Raw genomic sequence first — 22,894 nt, 5'->3', positions numbered from 1 at the left:
ATAGGTCTTTTAGAAAAGACCTTTAATGGTACCGTTATCATCAATTCCAATGGCATTTGCTGCAGGAGTCTTCGGTAAGCCTGGCATGGTCATGATGTCACCACAAATCGCCACAATAAATTCTGCACCGGCAGACAATCGTACTTCACGAATATTGAGTGTATGACCCGTCGGCGCTCCCCGAACACTTGCATCTCCTGAAAATGAGGATTGCGTTTTGGCGATACAAACAGGATAGTTTGCATATCCAGCACTTTCAAAATAAGTAAGACGCTCGAGTACCGCTTTATCAGCAGTGACTTTTTCTGCGCCATAGATTTTTGTTGCAATTGTTTTGATCTTATCTAATAAAGAGATATTGTCTTCATATACATATTGGAATTGGTTTTCACTTTCAGATAAATTGACGACTGCCTGTGCTAATTCTGCCGCACCTTGTCCACCCTCACCCCAATGCTTGGCAAGGATCACTTCTACACCATATTGTTCGGCTGTTGATCGAAGGAGATTAACTTCTGCTTCAGTATCTTCTGTGCGGTGGTTGATTGCAACGACACACGGTAAGCCGTAATGATTTTTAATATTGAAGATATGTTTTTCTAGATTAACGAGACCTTTTTTAAGGGCCTCTAAGTTTTCATGAGAAGTCTCTTTGACCTCTACTCCGCCATGATATTTAAGGGCTCGAATCTTTGCCACTAAGACAACTGCGGAAGGCTTTAGGCCAGCTTTACGACATTTAATATCAATGAACTTTTCCGCACCTAGGTCTGCGCCAAAGCCTGCTTCAGTAACCACATAGTCAGCTAGCTTGAGCGCAGTTTTAGTTGCAATCACTGAGTTACATCCATGAGCAATATTAGCAAATGGCCCACCGTGTACGAATGCTATATTACCTTCAAGAGTTTGCACAACGTTCGGTGCAAACGCTTCTTTTAATAAAGCAGCCATTGCTCCTTCAGCTTTTAAGTCACTCGCCAAAACAGGCTTTTTGTCTAGGTCATAACCTATTACGATTTTTCCTAAGCGTTTTTTGAGATCAGTTAAATCGTTCGCCAAACAAAATATTGCCATGACTTCAGAAGCAACCACAATATCAAAGCCATCTTCACGCACAAAACCGTTACCTGGACCGCCTAAACCAATAGAAATTTTGCGTAAAGAACGATCATTCATATCCATCACACGTCTCCAAGTAATGCGTCGTGTATCTAAATGGAGTTCATTTCCATGATGAATATGGTTATCAATCATGGCTGAGAGTAAATTATGCGCAGAAGCTATTGCGTGAAAATCCCCAGTAAAGTGTAAATTAATGTCTTCCATCGGAATGACCTGGGCCATTCCACCTCCAGTAGCCCCACCTTTCATGCCAAAAACCGGCCCTAAAGATGGCTCACGCAGACAAATCAAGGTCTTTTTGCCAATAAGGTTTAAGGCGTCACCTAATCCAACCGTTGTTGTCGTTTTCCCCTCACCAGCAGGAGTCGGAGAAATAGCGGTCACAAGTATTAATTTGCCGTCTGACTTGGCTTCAAGCGACTTGATATACTCTAAAGAGAGCTTTGCCTTGTAGTGTCCATAGGGATTAAGATCTTGGTCAGGTATACCTAATTTTTCGTGAACCAGAGGAATAATCGCCTGGATTTTTGCTGCTTGAGCAATTTCAATGTCACTTTTCATAGGTAAGAAGATTATTTAGATTTAATTATTAATCCAATAATATAAACAATTTCACTCAGAAGAAATACTAGGTTTTACGATATCAATCCCTAAAATGTGTTTAAATTATTAAAATTATTTTTTAATACAAGCAATCCGATCCCCCTTTTAAGGAATTCATATGCCAGGCCTACTCCCAAATGTCGATCCAGACGGACTATTAGAATACTCCGTAGTGTATACCGACCGTTCATTGAACCATATGTCAAAAAAGTTCCAAAAAGTCGTTCAAGATATCACGATGGTTTTAAAAGAAGTCTATAACGCGGACACTTGTGCTCTTGTTCCCGGTAGTGGAACTTTTGGAATGGAGGCAGTTGCGAGGCAATTTGCAAATCAAGAAAAATGCTTAATCCTCAGAAACGGTTGGTTTAGTTACCGCTGGACTCAGATTTTTGATATGGGTCATTTCGCAGGGGAATTACATGTTTTAAAAGCTAAGCGACTAGGTGATACCAATCAATCTCCTTTTATGCCCCACCCCATTGATGATGTTGTGGCTTACATTAAAAAAGAGAAGCCAGCCGTCGTATTTGCACCGCATGTGGAAACCTCAGCAGGGATTATTCTGCCAGATGACTATTTGAAACAAGTTGGAGATGCGGTACATTCAATTGGTGGCTTATTTGTTCTTGACTGTGTAGCCTCAGGCGCCATGTGGGTTGATATGAAAGCTTGCGGAGTAGACATCCTAATTACTGCGCCACAAAAAGGCTGGAGTAGTTCACCGTGTTGCGCAATGGTCTGCCTTAGTACCTTAGCTCGCGAAAAAATGGAGCAAACAACAAGTTCTAGTTATGCAATCGACCTAAAAAAATGGACCCAAATTACCGAGGCTTATGCAACAACTAGTTTTGTTTATCACACCACCCTTCCAACTGATGCCCTCAGAATCTTGCGTGATGTAATGCTTGAAACCAGATCATTAGGATTTGATCGTTTAAAGGCCTCACAAGCAGAACTTGGCACAAAAATCAGAAAAGTTTTAGTGGATCATCACTACCCGTCAGTTGCCGCTGAAGGCTACCAAGCTCCTTGCGTTATTGTGAGTTACACCACTGATCCAGATATCCAATCTGGTAAAAAGTTTATTGAGCAAGGCCTACAAACTGCCGCAGGTGTTCCGTTGCAATGCGATGAGGGTGCTGATTATCGCTCTTTCCGACTAGGACTTTTTGGACTTGAGAAACTTCAAAATGTGGATCGCTCAGTAGCATCATTTGCCCAAGCACTAGAAAAACTCTGAAACATTGTTAAATAGTGCAATCTCTGTTCGGCTTTTAGGGAAATCATTATTAAAGATAATGTCATCATAATAAAAATATGATGACATCAACCAATAAGATTGCTCTTTAATATTGACAAATAGTTGGGCTTTGATAGAGTTTTTTGATTACTGAAATCGTTATTTATTAGTATCCTCTAATTTAACTATTGAAAACTATTGGTTGGATTTAATTTGGTGAAAATAATGTAAATGTTTTCTTTTCGCCAAAATTTTTGATATTAGTCCACAATAACTCATCATTTACTAAATGATTAAATTTCATTTGCATATCATGCCAGTTGATCGGATTTCCTGGATGACCTTTTGAAATTGCAACTTCAACCAACTTGCTCTGACCATCTTTTAATTGAGCATGTAATCTCGCTGACGTATAACCCATTTCAATACTTGGCTTAATGCTCACCAAATCTGTCAATTGAATAGTTTCTTGATTATGAATGGCTTGATCACTGAAATCCCCCACCATTAAATCAGAACCTTTTAATGCAAGTGCAACGCAGTACTTCAGATCAAACTTACCCTCCAATGGAGATTTTGGTTTACCAGACTTTTGCCCAGTCACTTGCATAGCCAACTCCCCTACTTCGATTTCTAATGACCGAATGTCTTTTATAGCTGTAAAAGTTAATAGTTTCTTGATTGTGTCAACTGCTGGATGAACCAAATGACATGCCGCATATGGTTTAAAGCTATTGTTCAAAATTTCCCACTGATCAAAATTAACTGCAGTTAATGAAGCTGATTGATCTTGAACAAGCGCTTGTATAAATCCACCATCTAAGGCAAACATATCTTGCTGAGCAACAAATCCATGTTTCGCTAATCTGGCAGCCATCAAACCATTAAACGCCGCTTTTCCAGCATGAAATGGCTTCGCCATTGTTCCAAATGAAATCGTAAAACCACTCGCTTGTGTGGCTGCTGCTGAGAGTGCATTGATGATTTGAGCCTTATCAAGTTGATAAAGAACACAAGCTGCGGCAGCAGAGCCTATTGCACCAAATATCCCCGTGCAATGCCAACCTTTTTCAGTAATGATTTCACCTACGCCATAACCGACTCGGGTCGATACTTCGTAGCCAGTAATAAATGCTCGAAGTATGTTTTCTTCAGATGATCCAAGTTCCTGACCCAAAGCAATTGTGGCGGCAAAGAGTGGTGCACTCGTATGGGTATTCGACTTAATATGCGTATCATCAAAATCTAAGCAATGCGCTAAAGTTCCGTTACATAATGCGGCGGTTAAGGCATCAGCGACGCCGCCTAATAACAAGTTAGATTTCCCTCTATCATGATTTTCTTTAGTGGTTTCATAAACAACCCTTGCTGCATTCTCAGCAATGGCACCTTTGGCAACACACAGCCAATCAGCTAAGCACAGACGACCATAATCTAAAACTTCATCAGGGATTTTTTTTGAATAGTTAGCAAATACATATTCAGCTATTTTTTGTGTGTTTGTCATTTATTCATTAGCTCCTTGATTTCTTCATCTGAATAACCAATATTTTTTAAAATTTCTTCTGAATTTTCTCCCAGTAATGGCGCTGGATGATGAGACTCAATTGCTAAGCCAGACCTTGCCAATGGATTGACCAAGTAGGGAAGTTTTCCTTCGATCGGGTGATCAAGCCAATCAATCGCTCGTCGCTCTTTGACATGCTCTAGATTCATGACATCTTGCGGCGAACATACTGGGGCAATGGCAATACCTGTCTTTAACATATGCTCCATGATTTCATCCCACGTGAATTGTGAGAAGTATTCTTGTAAAGCTTGTCGATATACAATCCCACGCTCACCATGAGTGGATAAACGATCTGCTGGAGTTTCATCCTGAAAAATCAAATCAGGTCGATCAATTTTTAAACAGAACTCCTTCCAAATCTTGAACTCTAAAAGAGTAATGGCAATACTTCTTCCATCTTTAGACTTGTAGATCGAATATCTTGGATTCCCTCCAAATGACTCCATTCTGGGGTCACCACTGTAACCTGCAGATTTTGCAAATGGCGTACTTAAAGGAATTAAACACATATTCAAGAGCGATTCATACATCGATATATCAATATCACAACCTTTACCTGTTTTTGCTCGTTGAGCTAAAGCTGCTTGAATAGCAATTACGCAATATAAAGATCCTGCAAAATCAGCAGACTGCATCCCTGGTACGTTTGCTTGACCATCTGGAGCACACCCTAGCAAACCAGTCATCGACTGAATCACAAGATCATGTCCAGCGATATGGGATAAGGAACCTGTCTTACCAAAGCCAGATATAGAACAGTAAATAACCGCAGGGTTTATCACTTTAGCAACGTCATAATCTAAACCTAATTTTGTCATCAACCCAGGTCGAAACGACTCCACTACGACATCACAATTGGCAATTAAACGTTTAGCAACTTCTTTGCCAGAGGGCTCACGTAAATCAACGGTTATACTTTTTTTGCTCCCGTTAGTCGCATGAAAATATACACTATTTTGTTTATATCTCGGATAAGAATGTCGACTTGGATCGCCAATGTCAGGCTCTTCTACTTTATATACTTCTGCCCCTAATTCAGCTAACATTTGCGTAGCCCAAGGTCCTGGAAGTAATCGACTAAAGTCAACAATTTTGATGCCACTTAATGGTAAGTTGTTTGTTTTCATTTTTGCGTATTTAATAAGTAATTATGGGTTCCTAATGGATGTAAGATCTTGGGCTCATAAACTGGCATACCCAGTGGTGGAGAAATTAGATCTGCCATGTCATCATTTTGCGTTTGAATTTGGTACATAAATCCTCGACAGACTAAAGACTCTTGGATAATGACCTCATCCACTTCTAAAATTTGAACTGCTTGTATCTCTTGCTTTTTTAAATAACCAATGAGATCTTTACAATTGAGGTCTTTCGGATATTCTTGCACACTAGTTGTAGAAACAATCCAACCATCAGTTGCTTGTATTTGAAAACCAGCTATTTCCATCGATGAGTCATTCCACATTAATTGTGTAAGCCATGCAATGGAATCTGACATAGCAATATCAACAATCTGACCACTGCTTATTTGACTTCGCTGAATTAAAGCAGCAACCATTCCTGCTGCTGCAAAATGCCCTGAAAGTTGATCTGCGATTGAATAACCAACACGTATTGGACGGTTACCATCCCCAAAAAGCCCAGTAAGGCCTAGATGACCTTGTATCACTGTATCAAGCGCTCCTAATTTAGGGCCCATTAACCCATAACCAGAAATTGAGCAATAAATTAAATGCGGATTAATTGTAAGTAATTCATCTACGCCAAAACCCAATTTATCCATTGCACCAGGACGCATATTATGCAAAACAATATCAGCCGTTGCAATTAAGTCGTAAAGTTTCTTTTTATTCTCAAGACTCTGTAAATCAATTGCAATAGATTTTTTGCCCGCATTGTAATTAATAAAATAACCACTAACCCCTCCAAATTGAGGCTTAAATTTTCGCCCCTCTTCTCCATGAGGAGCTTCAATCTTAATGACTTCTGCACCTAAGCTGGCTAATAAATATCCTGCCATAGGTCCTGCAGCGTAAGCAGTAAACTCAATCACTTTAACGCCCTCTAAAGGCAGTGTTGAAGCATGGAAAGAAGACTTCGACGGATAAGGCGTCGAGGGGCCTATAGGTGATATTTGTATAGGCATTCTCGCAAATGAGAACTGATCTTCCTGCTGAATAGTCCCAGCTTCTATTAAATCGGCATCAAAAGGTACTTCTCGCGGAATAGCCGCTGGACCACTTGGCAACCCAATTGTTCGTAATTGCTCAGTGATACTCGCAACTTTTAATTGACTAGTCCATGATGTAACAATTTCATCAACTTCTTTTTTATGTTGTCTTCGAAGTGTCACGTTCATAAATCGACTATCGTCAAGTAAATTCTCAAGATTTATTAACTTCAGTAATGCGTGCCAATGGCCATCAGAAGAAGCGCAAATAATTACCCACCCGTCACTTGCTTGATATGCATCCCAAGGACTACAAAGGGGGTGTCCACACCCAAGCCTAAAAGATCCTTTTTTATTGTCTGTCAATAAAGATACATGAGTCCTTAATTGATCTGCCATGATTTCTAATTGACTTAAGTCAATCAACTTTTTCGACGGTGAGTAAATGGCCGTTAATATGGATAAACAAGAAATTACTGCGGCACACATTTCAGAAATTGGAATTTTTGCAAACTCTGGCTTCTCATTCGGCAAGCCACTAACCGCCATCAGGCCACTTAAAGCCTGAATAAATATCTCATTCGATGGCGTAGAAAAATTTTCAATTCCTATACCTTGATCTGTGATGGAGCAGATGACTTGATGTTCATCTTGATCTGGTAAAAAATTATATATCAGCTGCGTTTTTTCGTCATTAGAATCTCCTAAAGAAGTAATGATGACTCTAAACTTTTTAAAAAAAAGATGATGATCTGTACTTGGTAAATTAAGGTAAATTCTGCCCTGCTGTTTCAGCCGCTTTTCAAATGGGGATGAGAATATTTTTCCATCTGTGTCATTAATCACTGTAACTTGTGCACCTAATTCGGCTAATAAAAATCCACAAGCAGAAACAGAAAGCCGCTGAGAAAACTCTAAAACCTCAATACCTTTTAGTGGCTTATAAGTAATCATTAATTAGAGTGTAAATATTCTATTCTGATAAATCACAGAATGGATTTAATTGAATAGTAATAAGACGAAAAGGTAAAAAAATTATTTTAATTTTCTACTTATTTATTCAAAGCAATAGGCTCAACCTTGGCTGCAGAAACAGCTGATTTCCACAACTTTAATTCAGAGTCATAAAAACGATCCATATCGGCAGGTGTTCCACCAATCGGATCAATGGCTTGGATACTCAATTTTTTAATATTTGCAGGATCACTCAACACCACATTCACTTCTTTATTGATAAGATTGATGATTGCATCAGGAGTACCAGCCGGCGCAGATAAACCCATCCAATAACCAGCCACTACAGGTGGCAAACCAGCTTCTGCCAATGTTGGGACATCCGGCATATAGTTCGATCGTTTAGCCGAAGTAACAAATAAGGGCTTTAAATCCCCCTTCTTCACAAATTCTTGTTGTGATGAAATCGTTCCACAATAGCCATTAATATTTCCACCTAAAGTATCTAAAATAGCGGCGGCAGCACCTTTGTATGGAATATGATTGATTTGTATTTGTGCCTTTTCTGCAATTAATTCCATCATTAAATTATGGATTGAACCAACTCCAGATGAACCATAAGAAAATTTCCCTGGATTTTTTTTGGCATAAGCAATCATTTCTGCCGCATTATTAATTCCTAACTTAGCATTGACAGCAAATAGATTGTCAGACACTCCAAGTAAAACAATATTTTTCATGTCCTTTTTAAAATCATAGGGCATATTGGTATACATCCAAGGATTGATCGCACTAACAATATTTGTTAAGTAAATGGTGTATCCATCTGGAGGAGATTTAGCAACAATATTATTCGCAATAATGGTGTTGGCGCCAGGCTTATTTTCAACAATGACTGGAACTTTTAAACGCTCACTTAATCCACGCGCAACTTCACGCGCCAAAAAATCTGTGGATGCCCCAGGAGTAATACCTACAATAATTTTGATTGGTTTGTTAGGATACGGGTCCTCAGCTCGAACGAATGTACTTGAAATAAATAGCCCGAACAAGAATAGTCCTGTTAATACTAATAATTTATTAGATTTCATTGTCTCACCTAGTTTTATTTTTTTTGTTAAATCAGTATACAATCAAAAAAGATATTTTTCAACTCTATTTGCCGGTTACGAATATTTTACAAAAATGTATCTGCAGATAACATCATGAAAAAGGAGCTTATATGATGCATGTAGATGGGTCATGTCACTGTGGAAATATTCAATTTGAGGCTGAGATCGACCTTGAAAAAGTTACTATTTGTCACTGCACCGACTGTCAAAGAATGACAGGTGCTGCTTTTAGAACCGTGGTACCAGCAATCAAACATTCATTTAAGTTATTACAGGGTGAGCCTGCAACTTATCTCAAAATTGCTGAAAGCGGTAATCGCCGGATACAAGGGTTTTGCCCAAATTGCGGAACCTCTGTTTATGCCACTAGTGAATTGAATCAAGAAATTTTTGGGCTAAGGGTTGGAACATTGAACCAAAGAGCTGAGATTATTCCCAAAAAACAAATCTGGCATCAATCTGCCATGGAGTGGGTTTCTGATATCGACCAGCTGCCTACATTCGAAAAACAACCAACTTAATTTCTTTATTTCATCAGCCTTTAATAATGAATTCAGGTTTTAAAAAAGTATGGATTTGCATTTGAAGTAAATAGTGTTTGCTATACTTTTAAAAAATATATCGGAGACCATGAGATTGATCAGTTCGCTGATGAAGAGTTTAATCATTTGATTCAATGCCTTTATCAGACCTTGAGTAACCAATCATCTCTCTATTTTAAATTATGCTAAGTTCTGATGAATCATTTGATTTAATTATTGTCGGCGGTGGTATTGCCGGTCTTACTACTGCAGTTCGTGCTGCAGAAATTGGTCTTCGCCCTCTTTTATTAGAAAAAGGTACAGGGGTCGAGTACCCCAATAATTCCAGATTCTCTGGAGGAATAGTTCATATTGGATTTCATGATCCTTATCGCCCTCCTGAAGAACTAGAACAACTCATTCATAAAATAACTAGCGGGGAAGCCAAACCTGAACTCGCAGCCGCTTTAGCAAAAAATGGTGCCAGATTAATCACATGGCTTCAGGATAAAGGTGGAAAATTCATGCGCTTTAATCCCCAAGAGGGTTATCGCTGGTGTATGGCACCACCTCGCGCACTCCGTGCTGGTAATGACTGGAAAGAACGTGGTCCCGATTTGATGTTAAAACGACTTGTTCTTGCACTCGCAGAACTTGGCGGCAAGATTCAATATGGTGCTCGTGCCACGAATTTAGTGATGCAAGATGGGCAATGTATTGGTGTTCGTGGCATATGCGACGGGCAAGAGACCCTTTGGAAAGCTCCATATACTGTGATTGCTGATGGTGGCTTCCAAACGAATCCTGAACTTTACAAAAAATATATTGGCTCTAATTTTTCATCGGTGTTTCAAAGAGGTGGAAGAACTGGCTATGGTGATGGTATCAACATGGTTCTTGAAGCTGGTGGGGTTGTCAACAACTCAGGGAATCGTTTTTACGGCCATATTTTATGTAGTGATGCAAAACATAATGAAGCTGTTTGGCCCTACCCTGAACTGGATGCTATTGCTACAGCAGGTCTCGTCATTGACGCTCATGGTCGACGGATTGTAGATGAAGGTCGATCTGGTGTGCATCTTGCTAATGAATTAGCAGCAAAAGCAACAACTGAAAAATTATTTGCGATTTTTGATCAAGACATATGGAATGGTCCAGGAACCTCTGCCCGTATTCCTGCCAATCCTTTACTTGAACGTGCTGGCGGAACTATTTTGAGGGCTTCATCATCTGAAGAACTTGCTCAACTGATGTCAGTTCCAAGCGAAATACTCAATCAAACGGTTACAGAATATAACCAAGCGTTAGAAAACGGTTCTTTAGATCACCTACCAATTAAACGCTCTAATCTGATGAAGCCATGGCCGATCAATCCATCCCAAATCATGGCAATACCAATCTGTCCAGGCATCACTTATACGATGACTGGAATCGACATTGATCAACATGCTCAAGTACTTGATCAATCATCAAAGCCAATACCAGGTCTTTTTGCTGTAGGTGCTGCAACTGGAGGACTAGAAGGTGGTACCGACTCCGTTTATATCGGTGGACTCATTAAATCAGGAAGCTTTGGCTTAATTGCAGCAGAACGTATCGCACATTTACAAGGTAAAAACATCGAGATTCAATATCCAAAACGTATCGGTGATGATTCTAAAAATTTAGATAAAGCATCAGATGTAAGTACGAATGTTAGTTATGGCCTTGAACGCTTTCCTGTACTGCGAAGTCTCATTCGTTTTGGTAAGCCCATCGCCATGATACTTGGCATACTTGCAGCCATCATCACATTTAGCCTTCTACCTGCTTCTCTCGGATGGTTAAGTCCACTGTTTGCACTTGGTATTGGCGGATTCATTCTGGTCATCATTTTAGGCGTAGTTGAACTGGTTGTTCTGATTACCGAGTTTTTAATCCCGGACCAGTGAAGCAGATGATCTAAGAATTAATACAATACGACTAACCTAGTATTGTTTTATTATGTTCGCCAAGTTTTGGGTAATCCAAAGACTCTTCATCACGTCGAAGATGATTCACAATCGGAATTGGTAAAGCCATTATTTGACCATCATTGTGATTGATCAACTTCTTGAATATTCCCCTACTTGCAAAATGTTTTGACTGTAATGCCTCATCAAATGTTTTCACAATGACGGAACATACGTCATGTCCTTCAAAAATAACCTCCCACTCATGAGCGGTCTTCGTTTGAATAATATTTGCAATCGCTTCAGATGCCTCTTTGGGCGAGCAAGCAACATCTCTATATCGATCCTCCAAATGAATGAGATGACAAAAGTTATTCCAAAATTTATCCTCTAATGGGGCCGCCGCTAAAAAACGCTCGTCTTTTGTTTTGTAGATTTGATATCTTGGCGTTCCACCAGTAACTAGGCTTGAAGCTGCGCTCGGAGACTTGCCATCTAACTGCTGTTCAGCCATCACCCAATACATAAATGTAAATAAATTATCACTCATGGAAATATCCAAATATGATCCTTCACCAGTAATATCCCGTTGACGCAGCGCTAGCAAAATATTACTAAATGCTGGGTAAGCACCCCCGGCTATATCCGCAATCAATGCTGGTGGAAGTGATGGATAACCATTGGTATCGACTACTAAAGAAAGCATGCCGGTCTGCGCAACGTAATTTAAATCATGTGCTGCCAGCATCGCATCTGGTCCGGTTTGCCCAAACCCTGTAATCGAACAGTAAATTAACTTAGGGTTAATCGCTTGAAGTGTTTCATAGCCTAAGCCAAGTCTTGCCATGACTCCAGGCCTAAATTGCTCAATAAGAATGTCACACTCTAAAATGATTGGCGTTAATTGCGCAATGGTCTTAGGGTCTTTAAGGTCAACAGCGATACTTTGTTTACCTCGATTGAGTATGACAAAGTTGCCACTATCTTCCCCTGCTTTTGGATGATAGCTACGCATTTCGTCCCCACCTTGTGGGCGCTCTACTTTAATCACTTCTGCCCCTGCCTCAGACAAAAGTAAAGAGCATACGGGACCAGGCAATAGAGTACTAAAATCTAAAACTTTTATACCGGTCAGTGGTAACTGTTTAGATAAACTCATCACTAGTTCGATTTAATTTTTTTGGCAACAAGCGCTCTTCTTGCTGGGAAAAAACCGGGGTTACCCAAGGCTTGATACAAACTTTCAGTCACATGCGCATGATGTTCTAGACCCGTTCTTTGCAACATGGATAGTGGACCTTCAGGATATCCCAATCCTAATTTAAGGGTTTTATCCATATCTGTAGCAGTTGCTAAACCATCATCAAGACGTCTCAAAACAGAATTTAAATAAGGTCTAATTAACCGGTCAACAATTCTTCCAGGAGTATCGGCACATACCGCCACAACTAATTCTAAGGACTCAAAAAATGATTTGGCTGTTTCAAGCGAATGAGCATTGCTTTTTGGTTGCTTCACTAATTCAATTAATTTAGTCGCGGGATCACTCCCCATCTTGTATCTAGCAAATCCTAAAACTTGAGAACCCTCTTCTCCAAGAGATTCACCTGTATGTGTGCCAAGACATTCCACACCGAGCTCTAACAAAATGAGTTGATATGCACTCGCATCAGAAATAGCTTTATATGCTTGCTCAACATCTTGTCCGATAATAAGTAAGATATCTGCATTCGTATCAGAGATTAAGCCAAACTCCGCCAAATCAGGAAATGAGCGACTTCGACCTGTATCAATAATTTGTACGTTCAACATGATTAAGCTCCAAACATTTTTGAATCTTTATAGGTAAAAAATCCTCGTCCAGATTTTTTACCAAGATGGCCCGCAGCAATCATTCTTCTGACTAGTGGCGGACAGGCTGCATCAGGCTCATTGGTTAAATTTTGCATTGCATTACAAAGCAGTCTTTGGGTATCCATCCCAACAAGATCCAAAAGCTGCATTGGTCCCATGGCATATCCTAATGCTGTCTTAATCGCTTTATCAATATCTTCCGGTGCTGCAATTCCAGCTTCAACCATACGGATTGCATTGTTATTGAATGGAATTAAAAAATAATTAAGGATAAAGCCCGGAGTATCTTGGGTCTTCACTGGAGATTGCCCTAAATCAATACAAAACTTCCACGCTGCGCTAAAACTTTCTGCACTCGTATTCAGTCCTGGAGACATTTCTACTAGTTTCATTAACTGTGCTGGTAAACAAAAGTGCATACCAACAAAGCGATCATCGCGACCACTTCCACCTGCTATTTCTGTAATCGAAATTGTCGAGGTATTAGATGCAAAAATAGTTTCTTGTTTACAAATAGTATTTAACTTTGAAAACAAATCGTGTTTGACTTGGAGATCTTCAAAAATAGCCTCGATCACAACATCGCAATCTGCTAAATCGGCCATGTTTGAAGTGGCTTTTAACCGTTGAAGAGTAGGCTTAAGATTCTCGACCTGCATTTTTCCACGGGCTACAGATTTTTCAAAAAAATCTTTACTTTGCTTGGATAAATTTTCAAGATTTTTACTATTTGTATCATATACGTAAGTTTCAAATCCAGCTCTAGCAGCCACAATGGCTATACCTGAGCCCATAGTGCCACTGCCCACTACACCGACTTTTTTAATTGAGCTCACAGTACCTCCTTATTTTTGAATAAAGTGCCTACCAACTAGTTGGCGATGAATTTGATTAGTGCCTTCCCAAATTTGGGTGATTTTGGCATCTCGCATCAGTCGTTCAGCCCGATAATCCTGACAATACCCATATCCGCCCAACAAACCAACAACATCAGATGTGATTCGCATCGCTGCATCCGTAGCTCGGTATTTAAGAATCGAGGCTTCAATACCAAAATCTTTGCCACCGTTATCCACTAATCTTCCAATGGTCCACATGAGGTTTTCACATAAATATAATTCACTGGCTAAATCCGCCAATTGAAATTGAATCCCCTGAAACTCAATAATTTTTTTGCCCGATTGCTTGCGCTGATTAATATACTCAACACCGTCCTCAAGTGCCGCACGTGCTATTCCTAAAGCATGGGCAGCAACACTTGGACGCGACTTATTGAGTGATGACAACAGGATTTTTAAGCCATCACCAGGGTTCATCAATAAATTAGCACGTGGTACGCGACAATTATCAAAGGCTATCGCTGCTGTACTTGCTGCACGGTGTCCCATTTTCTTTTCAATACCGAGAACGGAAAATCCTGGAGTCCCTTTTTCAAATACAAGAGCACTGATGGCTTCTTTAGATCCTTCAATTTCAGACCACTTCCCAAATAAAAGATATAAATCAGCAAAGTCACCATTGGAGATAAAGATCTTACTGCCATTGACGATAATGTCATCGCCATCTGGAGTAAAACTTAATTTCATGCCAGTGGCATCTGATCCTGCTGAGGGTTCGGTAATCGCCAATGATCCTAGTCCACCGTCTGCAATTCTGGGAAGCAATCGTAATTTCTGTTCCTCATTACCAAAATCAATTAATGGCTTCATACCATGAAAATTAGTTGCCCAAATAATACCCGTCGAAGCACAGGCTTTACTAATCTCACGCACGCAAGCAAGGTAAGCGGTGTAAGACAATAAGGCGCCGCCATATGCCTCAGGAACAAACATGGCATTTAAACCAAGTTCATTAATAGCTTTGATATTTTCCCAAGGAAACTCTTTCGACTCATCAAATTGAGCAGCATTCGGCGCGATGACATTTCGACAAATGTCCTTCACACTATCTAGTAATTGCTTTTCTTCAGAATTAAGCAATATCGATTCATCAAGTCTTTCTAATATATTCATAGGATTCTCTTTAGTGTGCGATGGCGTGAGCACCATCTAGATAGATGGTTTCACCTGTTAGAAACGACATATCGTCTTGGACAATTGCAGCAACCACGGTCGCAACTTCTGCTGGAGTGCCTGGCGTTTTCCTTGGAATACGCTTTGCCAAAAACTCACCAAGGGGACCATTCATTGCGTCAATATTTAGTTCGGTCGCAATATAACCTGGAGCAACATCCATGACTCTTACACCCTTACTCGCCCACTCAACGGCTAGACACCTGGTAATTGCGCCAACAGCTGCCTTTGATGCGCAATAGGCTAAATTGTTTTTCACTCCCATCTTGTCAAAAAAAGATCCCATATTGATAATGACACTAGAAGTTTGTTGTATCAGAAAAGGATAGGCTTCTCGACAACTCATGAATACTGCACGTGCATTCGTTGACATCACATCATCCCACATCTCATTTTTCATCAAATGTGATTTTTCTTGTTCATGTATACCAGCATTATTGACCAATCCATCTAATCGACCGGTTTGCTCAACTAAATATGTAAATGCTTTTACTAAAGATTCATCGGAGTTGACATCACATGCAATATGAATGACTTGGCTCTGTAACTCTTGAGGCAAACTACCATCTTCTACTCCCTGCCCCTTCCGTGATAAACAACCGACAATCCAGCCATCATTTGCCAGTTTTTTGACAATCGCCGCACCAATTCCTCGACTTCCTCCAGTAACGGCAATTACTTTCTTGCTTTTATCTGATCCTTGCATTATAAATCCTTAAAGATAGGTTTTCTTTTTTCAACAAAAGCATTCATACCCTCATTGGCATCTTCTAATGAATAGGCGAGTGTCGATAAGTTAGACTCTAGATGAAGCCCTTCTTGTAAGGTAACATCACCCGCTCTTCGAATCGCAGACCTTGCAAACGACAGCACTGGCAAACTATAAGATGAAAATGTTTTACAAAATTCAAAGGTTTTTTCTAATGCATTTTCTGCTTCAATAATTTGATTCAAGATTCCATACTGAAGAGCAGTTTGAGCATCAATCGTCTTACCTGTCAAAATCATTTCATTGGCTTTTGTCTGACCAATCACTCTTGTTAAACGTTGCGTTCCCCCATAACCTGGAATCAAACCCAATTTAACTTCAGGTAAACCCATCTTCGCATTCGGCGTTGCTAAACGAAATGTACACGCTAGCGCCAACTCTAAACCACCACCAAAGGCAAAGCCATTGATCAATGCAACAGATGGCATTGGTAAATTTTCTAATTTAGAAAAAACCTGTTGCCCTAGTTCAGATCCACGTTGTTGCTGCATCCGTGACCGATTCATTAATTCTTTAATGTCCGCACCAGCACAAAATGCTTTTTCTCCTGCTCCAGTAATAATCAGAGCTCGAGCAGATGACGTTGCTATTTCATCAATTAATTGGGAAAGTTTTTGAATAATTTCAAAAGAAAGAGCGTTTAGTGCTTCTGGACGATCTAGAGTAAGAATGAAATAGTCGTCAATTTGCTTCGCATGTGGATACATAATAGAGCTCTATTTTTTAGGTTCGATAAAACGAACGGAATTTAGTTGAATTGTCCCAGATTGATACTGTTCTTGAATTTCACGTTTTAAGATTTTGCCGCTAGCTGTTAAAGGGAAAGATGTAAAAATACCAAAATACTCCGGCATATCATATTTAGATAGGCCTGCAACATACAGGTGATTTAAAAACTCTTCACCAGTCATGGTTGGCACACCATCTTTGAAGATAATACCTAGTGCAACTTTTTCTCCAAGTCTTGTATCCGGAACACTAAATGCAGCACATTTCAAAACGGCTTGGTGTCTATAACTTAACTCCTCAATATGGCTTGGATGAATATTGTGTCCACCACGAATAATTAAATCTTTTTTTCGTCCAACAATTCTTAAACAATTATTTTCATCCAGTGTGCCTAAGTCCCCTGATAAAAACCAACCATCTCGATTAAAAGAGTCTTCCGTTGCGACTTGGTTGTTGTAATATCCAAGCATTAAGAGCGCACCCTTTGTGGCAATTTCTCCAACTTCACCAATTCCAACATCGATATCTGGGTTATTTTGATCAACAATCTTGGTCTGATAACCATAAGCTGCTCGACCACATGTTTCAACAATCGTTTTTGCATCATCTCCTGGAGATGTGAATTGATGAGAGCCATTCTCGGTCATTCCATAAATATTTTGTGGCGTAATACCCATATCTAAAAATGCCTGAGCTACCTCAATCGGAATCACAACACCTGCCATATAGAATATTTTGACATCACCTAATGTGTTTAGATTCTTTTTTGCTAAATCTTCTAAGATATTCATCGCATGCGTTGGTACACCCATCAAATAAGTCGCTTTGGTATACACAATCCAATCAATGATGGACATTTTTTCTGGCAAATGATTGAGAACTAATTCATAAGCTCCAACAATCCACTGCTCAAGTCCTACAGTCCCAATATGATGACTCATCGGACTTAAACTCAAAATCACTGTATTTTCTGGATACTTCCAATCTTGAACCATCGCTCTGCCATTCGCCAACAAGGTATTGCTCGAATGCATGACACCTTTTGGGGTACCAGTTGTTCCTGATGTAAACGCAAGATAAACAATCGCTTCTGGATCATGTGTAGCGTCAACTGAAGTATTTATTTGCTGATTGATCTGCGGAAAATCTTGTACGGAATCATCTGCAACTGGCTCAACCGATAATACTAACTTCATATCAGATAATTGAAAAGCTTCGGCAGCAAATTGAGCGGTATCTTTATTTGCTCCATAACCCGGCATCAGAACGAGTGCCGCAGCGCGACTACGTTTCAAAAACTCTAGGATTTCATTGGCAGTATAGTTTTGATGAAGGGATGGACATGCTACATAACCATTTCTGGAGCAAGCTAAAAAAGTTGCCACGCCCTCCACTCTTGATGGTAACCAAATAGCAACACGATCACCCTGCTTCAATCCAGCTTGATGCAGAACTTCACTAATCGAGTCCACCCAATGCAATAAACCCTTCCAAGTAATTCGCTTTAAGCCATCGCGCAGTGCAAATGAATCGCCTTTTTCTTTTGCATGGTTTACTAGCAAAGAATACAAAGTATCGTCTTGCCAATATCCGGCGGCGTAATATTCTTGCGCTTTTTGATAAGAAAGAAGAGTTAACATCATCGTAATTAAATACCAAACTTATCAGAATTAGGTTTTCTTCGCTCAGCAAAGGATTCTCTCAGTTCATGCGACTCATCCGTATCCAAATATGGGCGCAAGAGTAAATCATGCGTCACGCGAGATAAACCACTTACTCCGCCATGACGCGCTGAGAATGCTGCCTTAATAGATGCAATTGCAAATGGCCCTCTATCCGCAATTTCAAGTGCCATTTTGCGTGTTTCTTCTTTGAGTTGATCATCTGGCACAACTCGATTAATCAGACCCATGGCTAAAGCATCTTTAGCGCTAATTCGGGGATTGAGCATCCACATTTCTTTTGCTCTTTTTTTCCCTATCAAATCTTCAAGATACCAAGTTCCATAGCCTGCATCAAAGCTACCCATCATCGGTCCTACTTGCCTAAAAATAGCACTTTCCTTGGCAATGGTTAGGTCACAGACCACCTGAAGAACGTTACCCCCACCAACAGCAAAGCCATTAACACTGGCAATCACGGGTTTTTGAAGACGCTCAATCGCTTCATACATCTCCAAAGTAGGCAATACGCCTGCATATAAATTCGTTTCTGGCATGCCATCTTTTCTACCACCAATACAAAAAAACTTATCTCCAGCGCCCGTTAATACGACTACTCGAGTTCTGGTTTCACGACGTATTTCATTGATACAGTCTCTCAGCTCATGACACATTGTCTCGGTAAACATATTGCCATCGTCAGGACGATTTAGAGTAATCCAAGCAACTGGCCCTTCTTCTTCAAACAATATGGTTTCGTAAGTCACTTGATGCTCCTTAATATGAGTTCTATGGGTTAAAAATATGGATTACTTGATCTTTTGCAAATTGAAAGATTTCTTCTTTAGATAAGCCTAACCAATTTTCAAAGATCACTTGTGTATCTTCGGCTAGCCTTGGTGGTGGTTTCTCACAATAAGAACTTGAACCATCAATACGTATTCCAAAACCAATTTGAGGAATTCGCTTACCTTCTCGTTCAACTTCGTAAAACATGCCTCGTGCATGCATTTCTGGATCAGCAGCAATTTGATCTAAACGATTAATCGGTCCTGCAGGAATTCCTGATTTCTGGAATAGTTCCAACCAATATGCGCGTGGTTGAGTTAACAGGCGCTTTTGAATCTCATTTACCAATTCACTGCGGCATGCTCTTCGATCAGTATTACTGAGATACTTTGAATCAGTAATGAATGATTCCTCTCCTAAAATCGTCCAAAAACGTTTCCAGATTGCGTCATTTCCGAGGCCTAATGTGATTAATTCATCTGCCGTTTTAAATACTTGATAAATAGCGATGACACTCTCTTTTGCACCATCTCTTCTGGGCAAAATACCTGACCCTAAATAGGATGAAAGTCTTGGTGCCATAAAGCGCGTCATACTATCAATCATGGCAATATCAACAGAGTACCCTTTACCATCTTGATTTCTTTGAATAATTGAAGCCATAGCAGCCAAGGCCAAATCCATACCGGCTAATAAATCTGCGGCAGGTGTGCCTACTTTTTGCGGATCTTGATCGATTTCTCCTGTCATTTCCATGACGCCACTATAGCCTTCGGCAATGAGGTCATAACAAGGGAATGAACTTCGTGCGCCCTCTAAACCAAAACCTGTAAGGGATATATGAATCAACTGTGGATTAATCAACTTTAATGTTTCATAATCAACTTGCAATTTCGTTTGCAATCTCGGTAAAAAATTAGTAACAACAATATCTGCTTCTTTAGCTAATCGATGCAGTAACTCTTGCCCTTTTGGGCTAGTCATATCAATGACAACACTTGATTTATTGCGATTTACACTTAAATACCAAAGTGACTGATCATCTAAAAAAGGAGGACCCCAAGCTCTTGAGTCATCACCACCATTGGGCTTTTCAATTTTGACAACTTCAGCACCAAAATCAGCTAATATTTGACATCCATAGGGTCCTGCAACAGATGTACTAAGGTCAAGAACTCGAATTCCATTTAAAGCACTAAACCTCGAATTCTCTTGTGCAAGAGGCAACTTAACTTGTGTCATAAAACGATCTAAGCTGCCATCAAACCTGCATTGATTAATGCTTGTTTAATTTTTGCACGTTCCGTATCATGAATTTTTACAAGTGGTGGGCGCACAACTGCTCTGGGTATCTTACCCATCAGAACAAGTGCTTCTTTCATACGGTTATGCATATCCACCCAAGGACTTGCATAAAATACATCTGCCGCAAATGTAATTTTTTGATGAAGTTGGCGAGCTCTGACTAAATCATTGGCATTAATTGCGTCAAACAACTCAGATTGAAATGCTGCAATCACTGAACCACTACCTGAAAGCAAACCATGACAACCTAGTACTAACGAACTAAATAACCAAGCGCTATGTGTGGAGAGAACATGCACTGGATTTTTTCTAGATTGAAGGATTTGGATTTGAGTATTGTGCAAAGCAGGATTTGAGATCCAGTCTTTAATCGCTCTCACTTGAGGGACTTTGTCGCATAACTCTAATAAAGTATCTAAGGGATAGCTTTGCGGTGAATTCTGAGCGTATTGAAATGCAATTAATGGCAGACCACTCGCATCAGCAATGCGTCGATAATGATCAACCACCATTTCAGGGCGATGCCCCATTGTGAGTGGCCCTGGAGGAAATACTAGTAAGCTCGCAGCACCACCGTCTGCAGCCATTTTTGCAATCTTGGCAGCTTCTAAACTTCCTTCAGCATATACTCCATTCACGATAGGCATGGAATCGCCAATTTCATCCTGTGTAATTTCTAGGACACGCTTTTGCTCATCAAATGTGCAAGACCCTACTTCTGTAGAATGCGCATTAATCGTTACCGCACTGAGCCCTTTCACAGATGCTACATCACGTAAGTGGGATCTAAAAGAAGCCTCATCGATTTCGAAATCATCAAAAAATGGCAGAATAACCGCAGGAATAACCCCTTTGGGCTCAAAGTTTGGGCGGCGCTTCATCATAGTCTCCAGTTATATTATTTTTCTTAATTATCAATGGGGTAATGAATCTTGTCAAGGATATGATAACGTAAACAAAAAATAATATGTATTTTAAATATCAATGACTGAGAGCGAAGTTACCCTCAATGAATCTACTCAGTTATCTGTGATGTTTTATTTTCAACAACTACTGATTTACTCCTCGACTGACTTAGATGCTGAGTGAAGAGTCTTCCAAGAAAATCGGTTTTACACTTGAATTCAACTATATAACTTACTGTCTATGTAGCAAGAACCACCAAATAGTTGATTCTCCATTTCGTGAGCAAAGTTTAATAAGGATTTTTCCGTAAAAGGTCTGCCAATAACCTGAATACTGATCGGATGTTCCTGATCATCATTGCCGATAGGAAAGCTAATTGCAGGCAATCCTAAATAATTGACCCAGCCCATCATATGAAACAAACTCAAATAAGCTTTTCTAGAAAATTCCGGATGACCAATTTCTACTTCCTGCCATAAGGGAATAGACCCCGTCATACACGGCACAATTAAAAAGGATCCATTACTTAAATAACGATCGATAAAGTGACTTGTCAATTGTGCTTTTATCTCAATACAGTTTTCGTAATCTTTTTGATTGATTTGGGATGCCAACTTTCCAACGGCTTTTAAACCCTTAGGAGCATCGGGTGATTCAATTATTTTTGCATAATTACGATTTATTTCGTAAGCCATAACAATATCTGCAGCTTGTTTTATTTGAGAAAACCCCTCGATATCAATTGCATCTGTATGCTCAACTCGAGATAAAAAAGACATTACATGAGAGGCAATGTCAGGATCCATTACGTCTTTCGGTAGCCAATAATTGAAATGACTAATTGCTTCCAGCGGCTCTAGGCTATGACTGATGGCTACGTCAAGAATCAGCTCAATATCCTTCGCATATCGGCCCAATAGTCCAACAGTATCTAAAGATTCGGATAAAGTAGTTACCCCTTGAAGACTAATTAACCCTTGAGTGGTTTTTAATCCGGTGATACCACAAGTTGCAGCAGGGATTCTGATAGAACCAGCTGTATCACTACCTAAGGATACGTAACTCATTTTAGAGGCGACAGCAATAGCCGACCCACTAGATGATCCTCCAACTGCATAATGTTCATTAAGAGGATTACGACATTTAGGAAAATAAGGGTTTTGCGATGTCGCGCCGCAGGCATAGGGTGCCATAACAAGAGTTCCTAAAATTCCACAGCCCGCTTGTTTTAATTGCGCAATGACTTGGGCGTCTTCTTGTTCGGGATTCTTCATCCCTAACGAATGACCAAAGCCAGGGGTTCTTCCAGATAAATTAAATAAATCTTTATGTAATAACCCAATGCCTTGTAATGGACCAGTCAAGGTTTCATCGATTACTAAAGTTTCTACAATCGCCGGAAATTGTTGATTTAACTGATTGATATGGTTTATTTGATCGCGCAGACAATCCAAGGGCTTGATCTTAGCACTCTGTATCAATGTTTGTAATTCAGTAAGACGATCTGGAAATTGAATCACTATAGGCTTTGAATGAGATGAGCTTCCTAAAACATGAATAAAATAAACCAACTCATTTAATTA

The 22,894-nt window shown here is 39.8% G+C and carries 19 protein-coding genes; 3 read left to right on the top strand and 16 right to left on the bottom strand.

Annotated features, from left to right (window positions below; translation table 11 throughout):
• Window positions 1-9 precede the first annotated feature (9 nt).
• Window positions 10-1,683, bottom strand: a complete 1,674-nt coding sequence (locus tag QMN06_RS05805; protein WP_281971600.1) for a formate--tetrahydrofolate ligase — start codon at window positions 1,681-1,683, stop codon at window positions 10-12.
• A 160-nt stretch (window positions 1,684-1,843) separates the two neighbouring features.
• On the opposite strand from QMN06_RS05805, the gene QMN06_RS05800 reads away from it, so the two are divergent.
• Window positions 1,844-2,968 carry an aminotransferase class V-fold PLP-dependent enzyme gene (locus QMN06_RS05800; RefSeq protein WP_281971599.1) on the top strand — a complete coding sequence of 375 codons (1,125 nt, stop codon included), beginning with the start codon at window positions 1,844-1,846 and terminating at the stop codon, window positions 2,966-2,968.
• Between the two features lie 208 nt (window positions 2,969-3,176).
• Here the strand turns inward: QMN06_RS05800 and QMN06_RS05795 are convergent, their stop codons facing one another.
• The 4 genes from QMN06_RS05795 to QMN06_RS05780 all read right to left on the bottom strand — a co-directional run bounded on the left by QMN06_RS05795 (window position 3,177) and on the right by QMN06_RS05780 (window position 8,753).
• Window positions 3,177-4,475 (bottom strand): MmgE/PrpD family protein, encoded by a 1,299-nt coding sequence (locus tag QMN06_RS05795; protein WP_281971597.1) that lies wholly within the window; start codon window positions 4,473-4,475, stop codon window positions 3,177-3,179.
• Complete coding sequence (locus QMN06_RS05790) at window positions 4,472-5,665, bottom strand: CaiB/BaiF CoA-transferase family protein (RefSeq protein WP_281971596.1); 1,194 nt, start codon at window positions 5,663-5,665, stop codon at window positions 4,472-4,474. The genes QMN06_RS05795 and QMN06_RS05790 overlap by 4 nt, the downstream gene beginning before the upstream one ends.
• On the bottom strand, window positions 5,662-7,662 hold the full coding sequence (locus tag QMN06_RS05785; RefSeq protein ID WP_281971595.1) for a CoA transferase: 2,001 nt from the start codon (window positions 7,660-7,662) through the stop codon (window positions 5,662-5,664). The genes QMN06_RS05790 and QMN06_RS05785 overlap by 4 nt, the downstream gene beginning before the upstream one ends.
• 98 nt (window positions 7,663-7,760) lie before the next feature.
• Window positions 7,761-8,753, bottom strand: a complete 993-nt coding sequence (locus QMN06_RS05780; protein WP_281971594.1) for a tripartite tricarboxylate transporter substrate binding protein — start codon at window positions 8,751-8,753, stop codon at window positions 7,761-7,763.
• 131 nt (window positions 8,754-8,884) lie between these two features.
• Here QMN06_RS05780 and QMN06_RS05775 point away from each other — a divergent pair, with 131 nt between their 5' ends.
• Window positions 8,885-9,295: a GFA family protein gene (locus QMN06_RS05775; protein WP_281971593.1), complete on the top strand. Its 411-nt coding sequence runs from the start codon at window positions 8,885-8,887 to the stop codon at window positions 9,293-9,295.
• Window positions 9,296-9,498: 203 nt separating this feature from the next.
• The gene (locus tag QMN06_RS05770) at window positions 9,499-11,226 is read left to right on the top strand and encodes an FAD-dependent oxidoreductase (RefSeq protein ID WP_281971592.1); all 1,728 of its coding nucleotides are present in this window, start codon (window positions 9,499-9,501) and stop codon (window positions 11,224-11,226) included.
• Window positions 11,227-11,257: 31 nt separating this feature from the next.
• Here QMN06_RS05770 and QMN06_RS05765 read toward each other — a convergent pair whose 3' ends face one another.
• The 11 genes from QMN06_RS05765 to QMN06_RS05715 all read right to left on the bottom strand — a co-directional run bounded on the left by QMN06_RS05765 (window position 11,258) and on the right by QMN06_RS05715 (window position 22,831).
• Window positions 11,258-12,385, bottom strand: coding sequence for a CaiB/BaiF CoA-transferase family protein (locus tag QMN06_RS05765; RefSeq protein ID WP_281971591.1), 1,128 nt, complete (start codon window positions 12,383-12,385; stop codon window positions 11,258-11,260).
• A 2-nt stretch (window positions 12,386-12,387) separates the two neighbouring features.
• Window positions 12,388-13,038: a 3-hydroxyacyl-CoA dehydrogenase family protein gene (locus tag QMN06_RS05760; protein WP_281971590.1), complete on the bottom strand. Its 651-nt coding sequence runs from the start codon at window positions 13,036-13,038 to the stop codon at window positions 12,388-12,390.
• Window positions 13,039-13,040: 2 nt separating this feature from the next.
• Entirely contained in the window at window positions 13,041-13,916 is an 876-nt protein-coding gene (locus QMN06_RS05755; protein WP_281971589.1) for a 3-hydroxyacyl-CoA dehydrogenase family protein, read from the bottom strand.
• Window positions 13,917-13,925: 9 nt separating this feature from the next.
• The gene (locus QMN06_RS05750) at window positions 13,926-15,092 is read right to left on the bottom strand and encodes an acyl-CoA dehydrogenase family protein (protein WP_281971588.1); all 1,167 of its coding nucleotides are present in this window, start codon (window positions 15,090-15,092) and stop codon (window positions 13,926-13,928) included.
• A 10-nt stretch (window positions 15,093-15,102) separates the two neighbouring features.
• Window positions 15,103-15,858: an SDR family oxidoreductase gene (locus QMN06_RS05745; protein WP_281971587.1), complete on the bottom strand. Its 756-nt coding sequence runs from the start codon at window positions 15,856-15,858 to the stop codon at window positions 15,103-15,105.
• Window positions 15,858-16,628 carry an enoyl-CoA hydratase-related protein gene (locus QMN06_RS05740; protein WP_281971586.1) on the bottom strand — a complete coding sequence of 257 codons (771 nt, stop codon included), beginning with the start codon at window positions 16,626-16,628 and terminating at the stop codon, window positions 15,858-15,860. Before QMN06_RS05740 ends, QMN06_RS05745 begins: the two co-directional genes overlap by 1 nt.
• A gap of 9 nt (window positions 16,629-16,637) precedes the next feature.
• Entirely contained in the window at window positions 16,638-18,293 is a 1,656-nt protein-coding gene (locus QMN06_RS05735; RefSeq protein WP_281971585.1) for a class I adenylate-forming enzyme family protein, read from the bottom strand.
• Between the two features lie 5 nt (window positions 18,294-18,298).
• Window positions 18,299-19,078, bottom strand: a complete 780-nt coding sequence (locus QMN06_RS05730; RefSeq protein WP_281971584.1) for an enoyl-CoA hydratase-related protein — start codon at window positions 19,076-19,078, stop codon at window positions 18,299-18,301.
• A gap of 22 nt (window positions 19,079-19,100) precedes the next feature.
• The gene (locus tag QMN06_RS05725; RefSeq protein WP_281971583.1) at window positions 19,101-20,342 is read right to left on the bottom strand and encodes a CoA transferase; all 1,242 of its coding nucleotides are present in this window, start codon (window positions 20,340-20,342) and stop codon (window positions 19,101-19,103) included.
• Window positions 20,343-20,350: 8 nt separating this feature from the next.
• Complete coding sequence (locus QMN06_RS05720; protein ID WP_281971582.1) at window positions 20,351-21,289, bottom strand: dihydrodipicolinate synthase family protein; 939 nt, start codon at window positions 21,287-21,289, stop codon at window positions 20,351-20,353.
• A gap of 240 nt (window positions 21,290-21,529) precedes the next feature.
• Window positions 21,530-22,831: an amidase gene (locus QMN06_RS05715; protein WP_281971581.1), complete on the bottom strand. Its 1,302-nt coding sequence runs from the start codon at window positions 22,829-22,831 to the stop codon at window positions 21,530-21,532.
• Between the last annotated feature and the right edge of the window lie 63 nt (window positions 22,832-22,894).

This window comes from Polynucleobacter sp. SHI8, assembly GCF_027944005.1.
Classification (GTDB): domain Bacteria; phylum Pseudomonadota; class Gammaproteobacteria; order Burkholderiales; family Burkholderiaceae; genus Polynucleobacter.
This window is presented reverse-complemented; position numbering and strand designations above follow the sequence as displayed.

What these genes read in the sequence shown, in the direction of transcription:
- QMN06_RS05760 (WP_281971590.1), bottom strand. Translation starts at nt 13,038, where the DNA reads ATGTTGAACGTACAAATTATTGATACAGGTCGAAGTCGCTCATTTCCT.
- QMN06_RS05740 (WP_281971586.1), bottom strand. Translation starts at nt 16,628, where the DNA reads ATGTATCCACATGCGAAGCAAATTGACGACTATTTCATTCTTACTCTA.
- QMN06_RS05785 (WP_281971595.1), bottom strand. Translation starts at nt 7,662, where the DNA reads ATGATTACTTATAAGCCACTAAAAGGTATTGAGGTTTTAGAGTTTTCT.
- QMN06_RS05775 (WP_281971593.1), top strand. Translation starts at nt 8,885, where the DNA reads ATGATGCATGTAGATGGGTCATGTCACTGTGGAAATATTCAATTTGAG.
- QMN06_RS05800 (WP_281971599.1), top strand. Translation starts at nt 1,844, where the DNA reads ATGCCAGGCCTACTCCCAAATGTCGATCCAGACGGACTATTAGAATAC.
- QMN06_RS05720 (WP_281971582.1), bottom strand. Translation starts at nt 21,289, where the DNA reads ATGATGAAGCGCCGCCCAAACTTTGAGCCCAAAGGGGTTATTCCTGCG.
- QMN06_RS05795 (WP_281971597.1), bottom strand. Translation starts at nt 4,475, where the DNA reads ATGACAAACACACAAAAAATAGCTGAATATGTATTTGCTAACTATTCA.
- QMN06_RS05750 (WP_281971588.1), bottom strand. Translation starts at nt 15,092, where the DNA reads ATGAATATATTAGAAAGACTTGATGAATCGATATTGCTTAATTCTGAA.
- QMN06_RS05745 (WP_281971587.1), bottom strand. Translation starts at nt 15,858, where the DNA reads ATGCAAGGATCAGATAAAAGCAAGAAAGTAATTGCCGTTACTGGAGGA.
- QMN06_RS05805 (WP_281971600.1), bottom strand. Translation starts at nt 1,683, where the DNA reads ATGAAAAGTGACATTGAAATTGCTCAAGCAGCAAAAATCCAGGCGATT.
- QMN06_RS05735 (WP_281971585.1), bottom strand. Translation starts at nt 18,293, where the DNA reads ATGATGTTAACTCTTCTTTCTTATCAAAAAGCGCAAGAATATTACGCC.
- QMN06_RS05770 (WP_281971592.1), top strand. Translation starts at nt 9,499, where the DNA reads ATGCTAAGTTCTGATGAATCATTTGATTTAATTATTGTCGGCGGTGGT.
- QMN06_RS05725 (WP_281971583.1), bottom strand. Translation starts at nt 20,342, where the DNA reads ATGACACAAGTTAAGTTGCCTCTTGCACAAGAGAATTCGAGGTTTAGT.
- QMN06_RS05780 (WP_281971594.1), bottom strand. Translation starts at nt 8,753, where the DNA reads ATGAAATCTAATAAATTATTAGTATTAACAGGACTATTCTTGTTCGGG.
- QMN06_RS05765 (WP_281971591.1), bottom strand. Translation starts at nt 12,385, where the DNA reads ATGAGTTTATCTAAACAGTTACCACTGACCGGTATAAAAGTTTTAGAT.
- QMN06_RS05790 (WP_281971596.1), bottom strand. Translation starts at nt 5,665, where the DNA reads ATGAAAACAAACAACTTACCATTAAGTGGCATCAAAATTGTTGACTTT.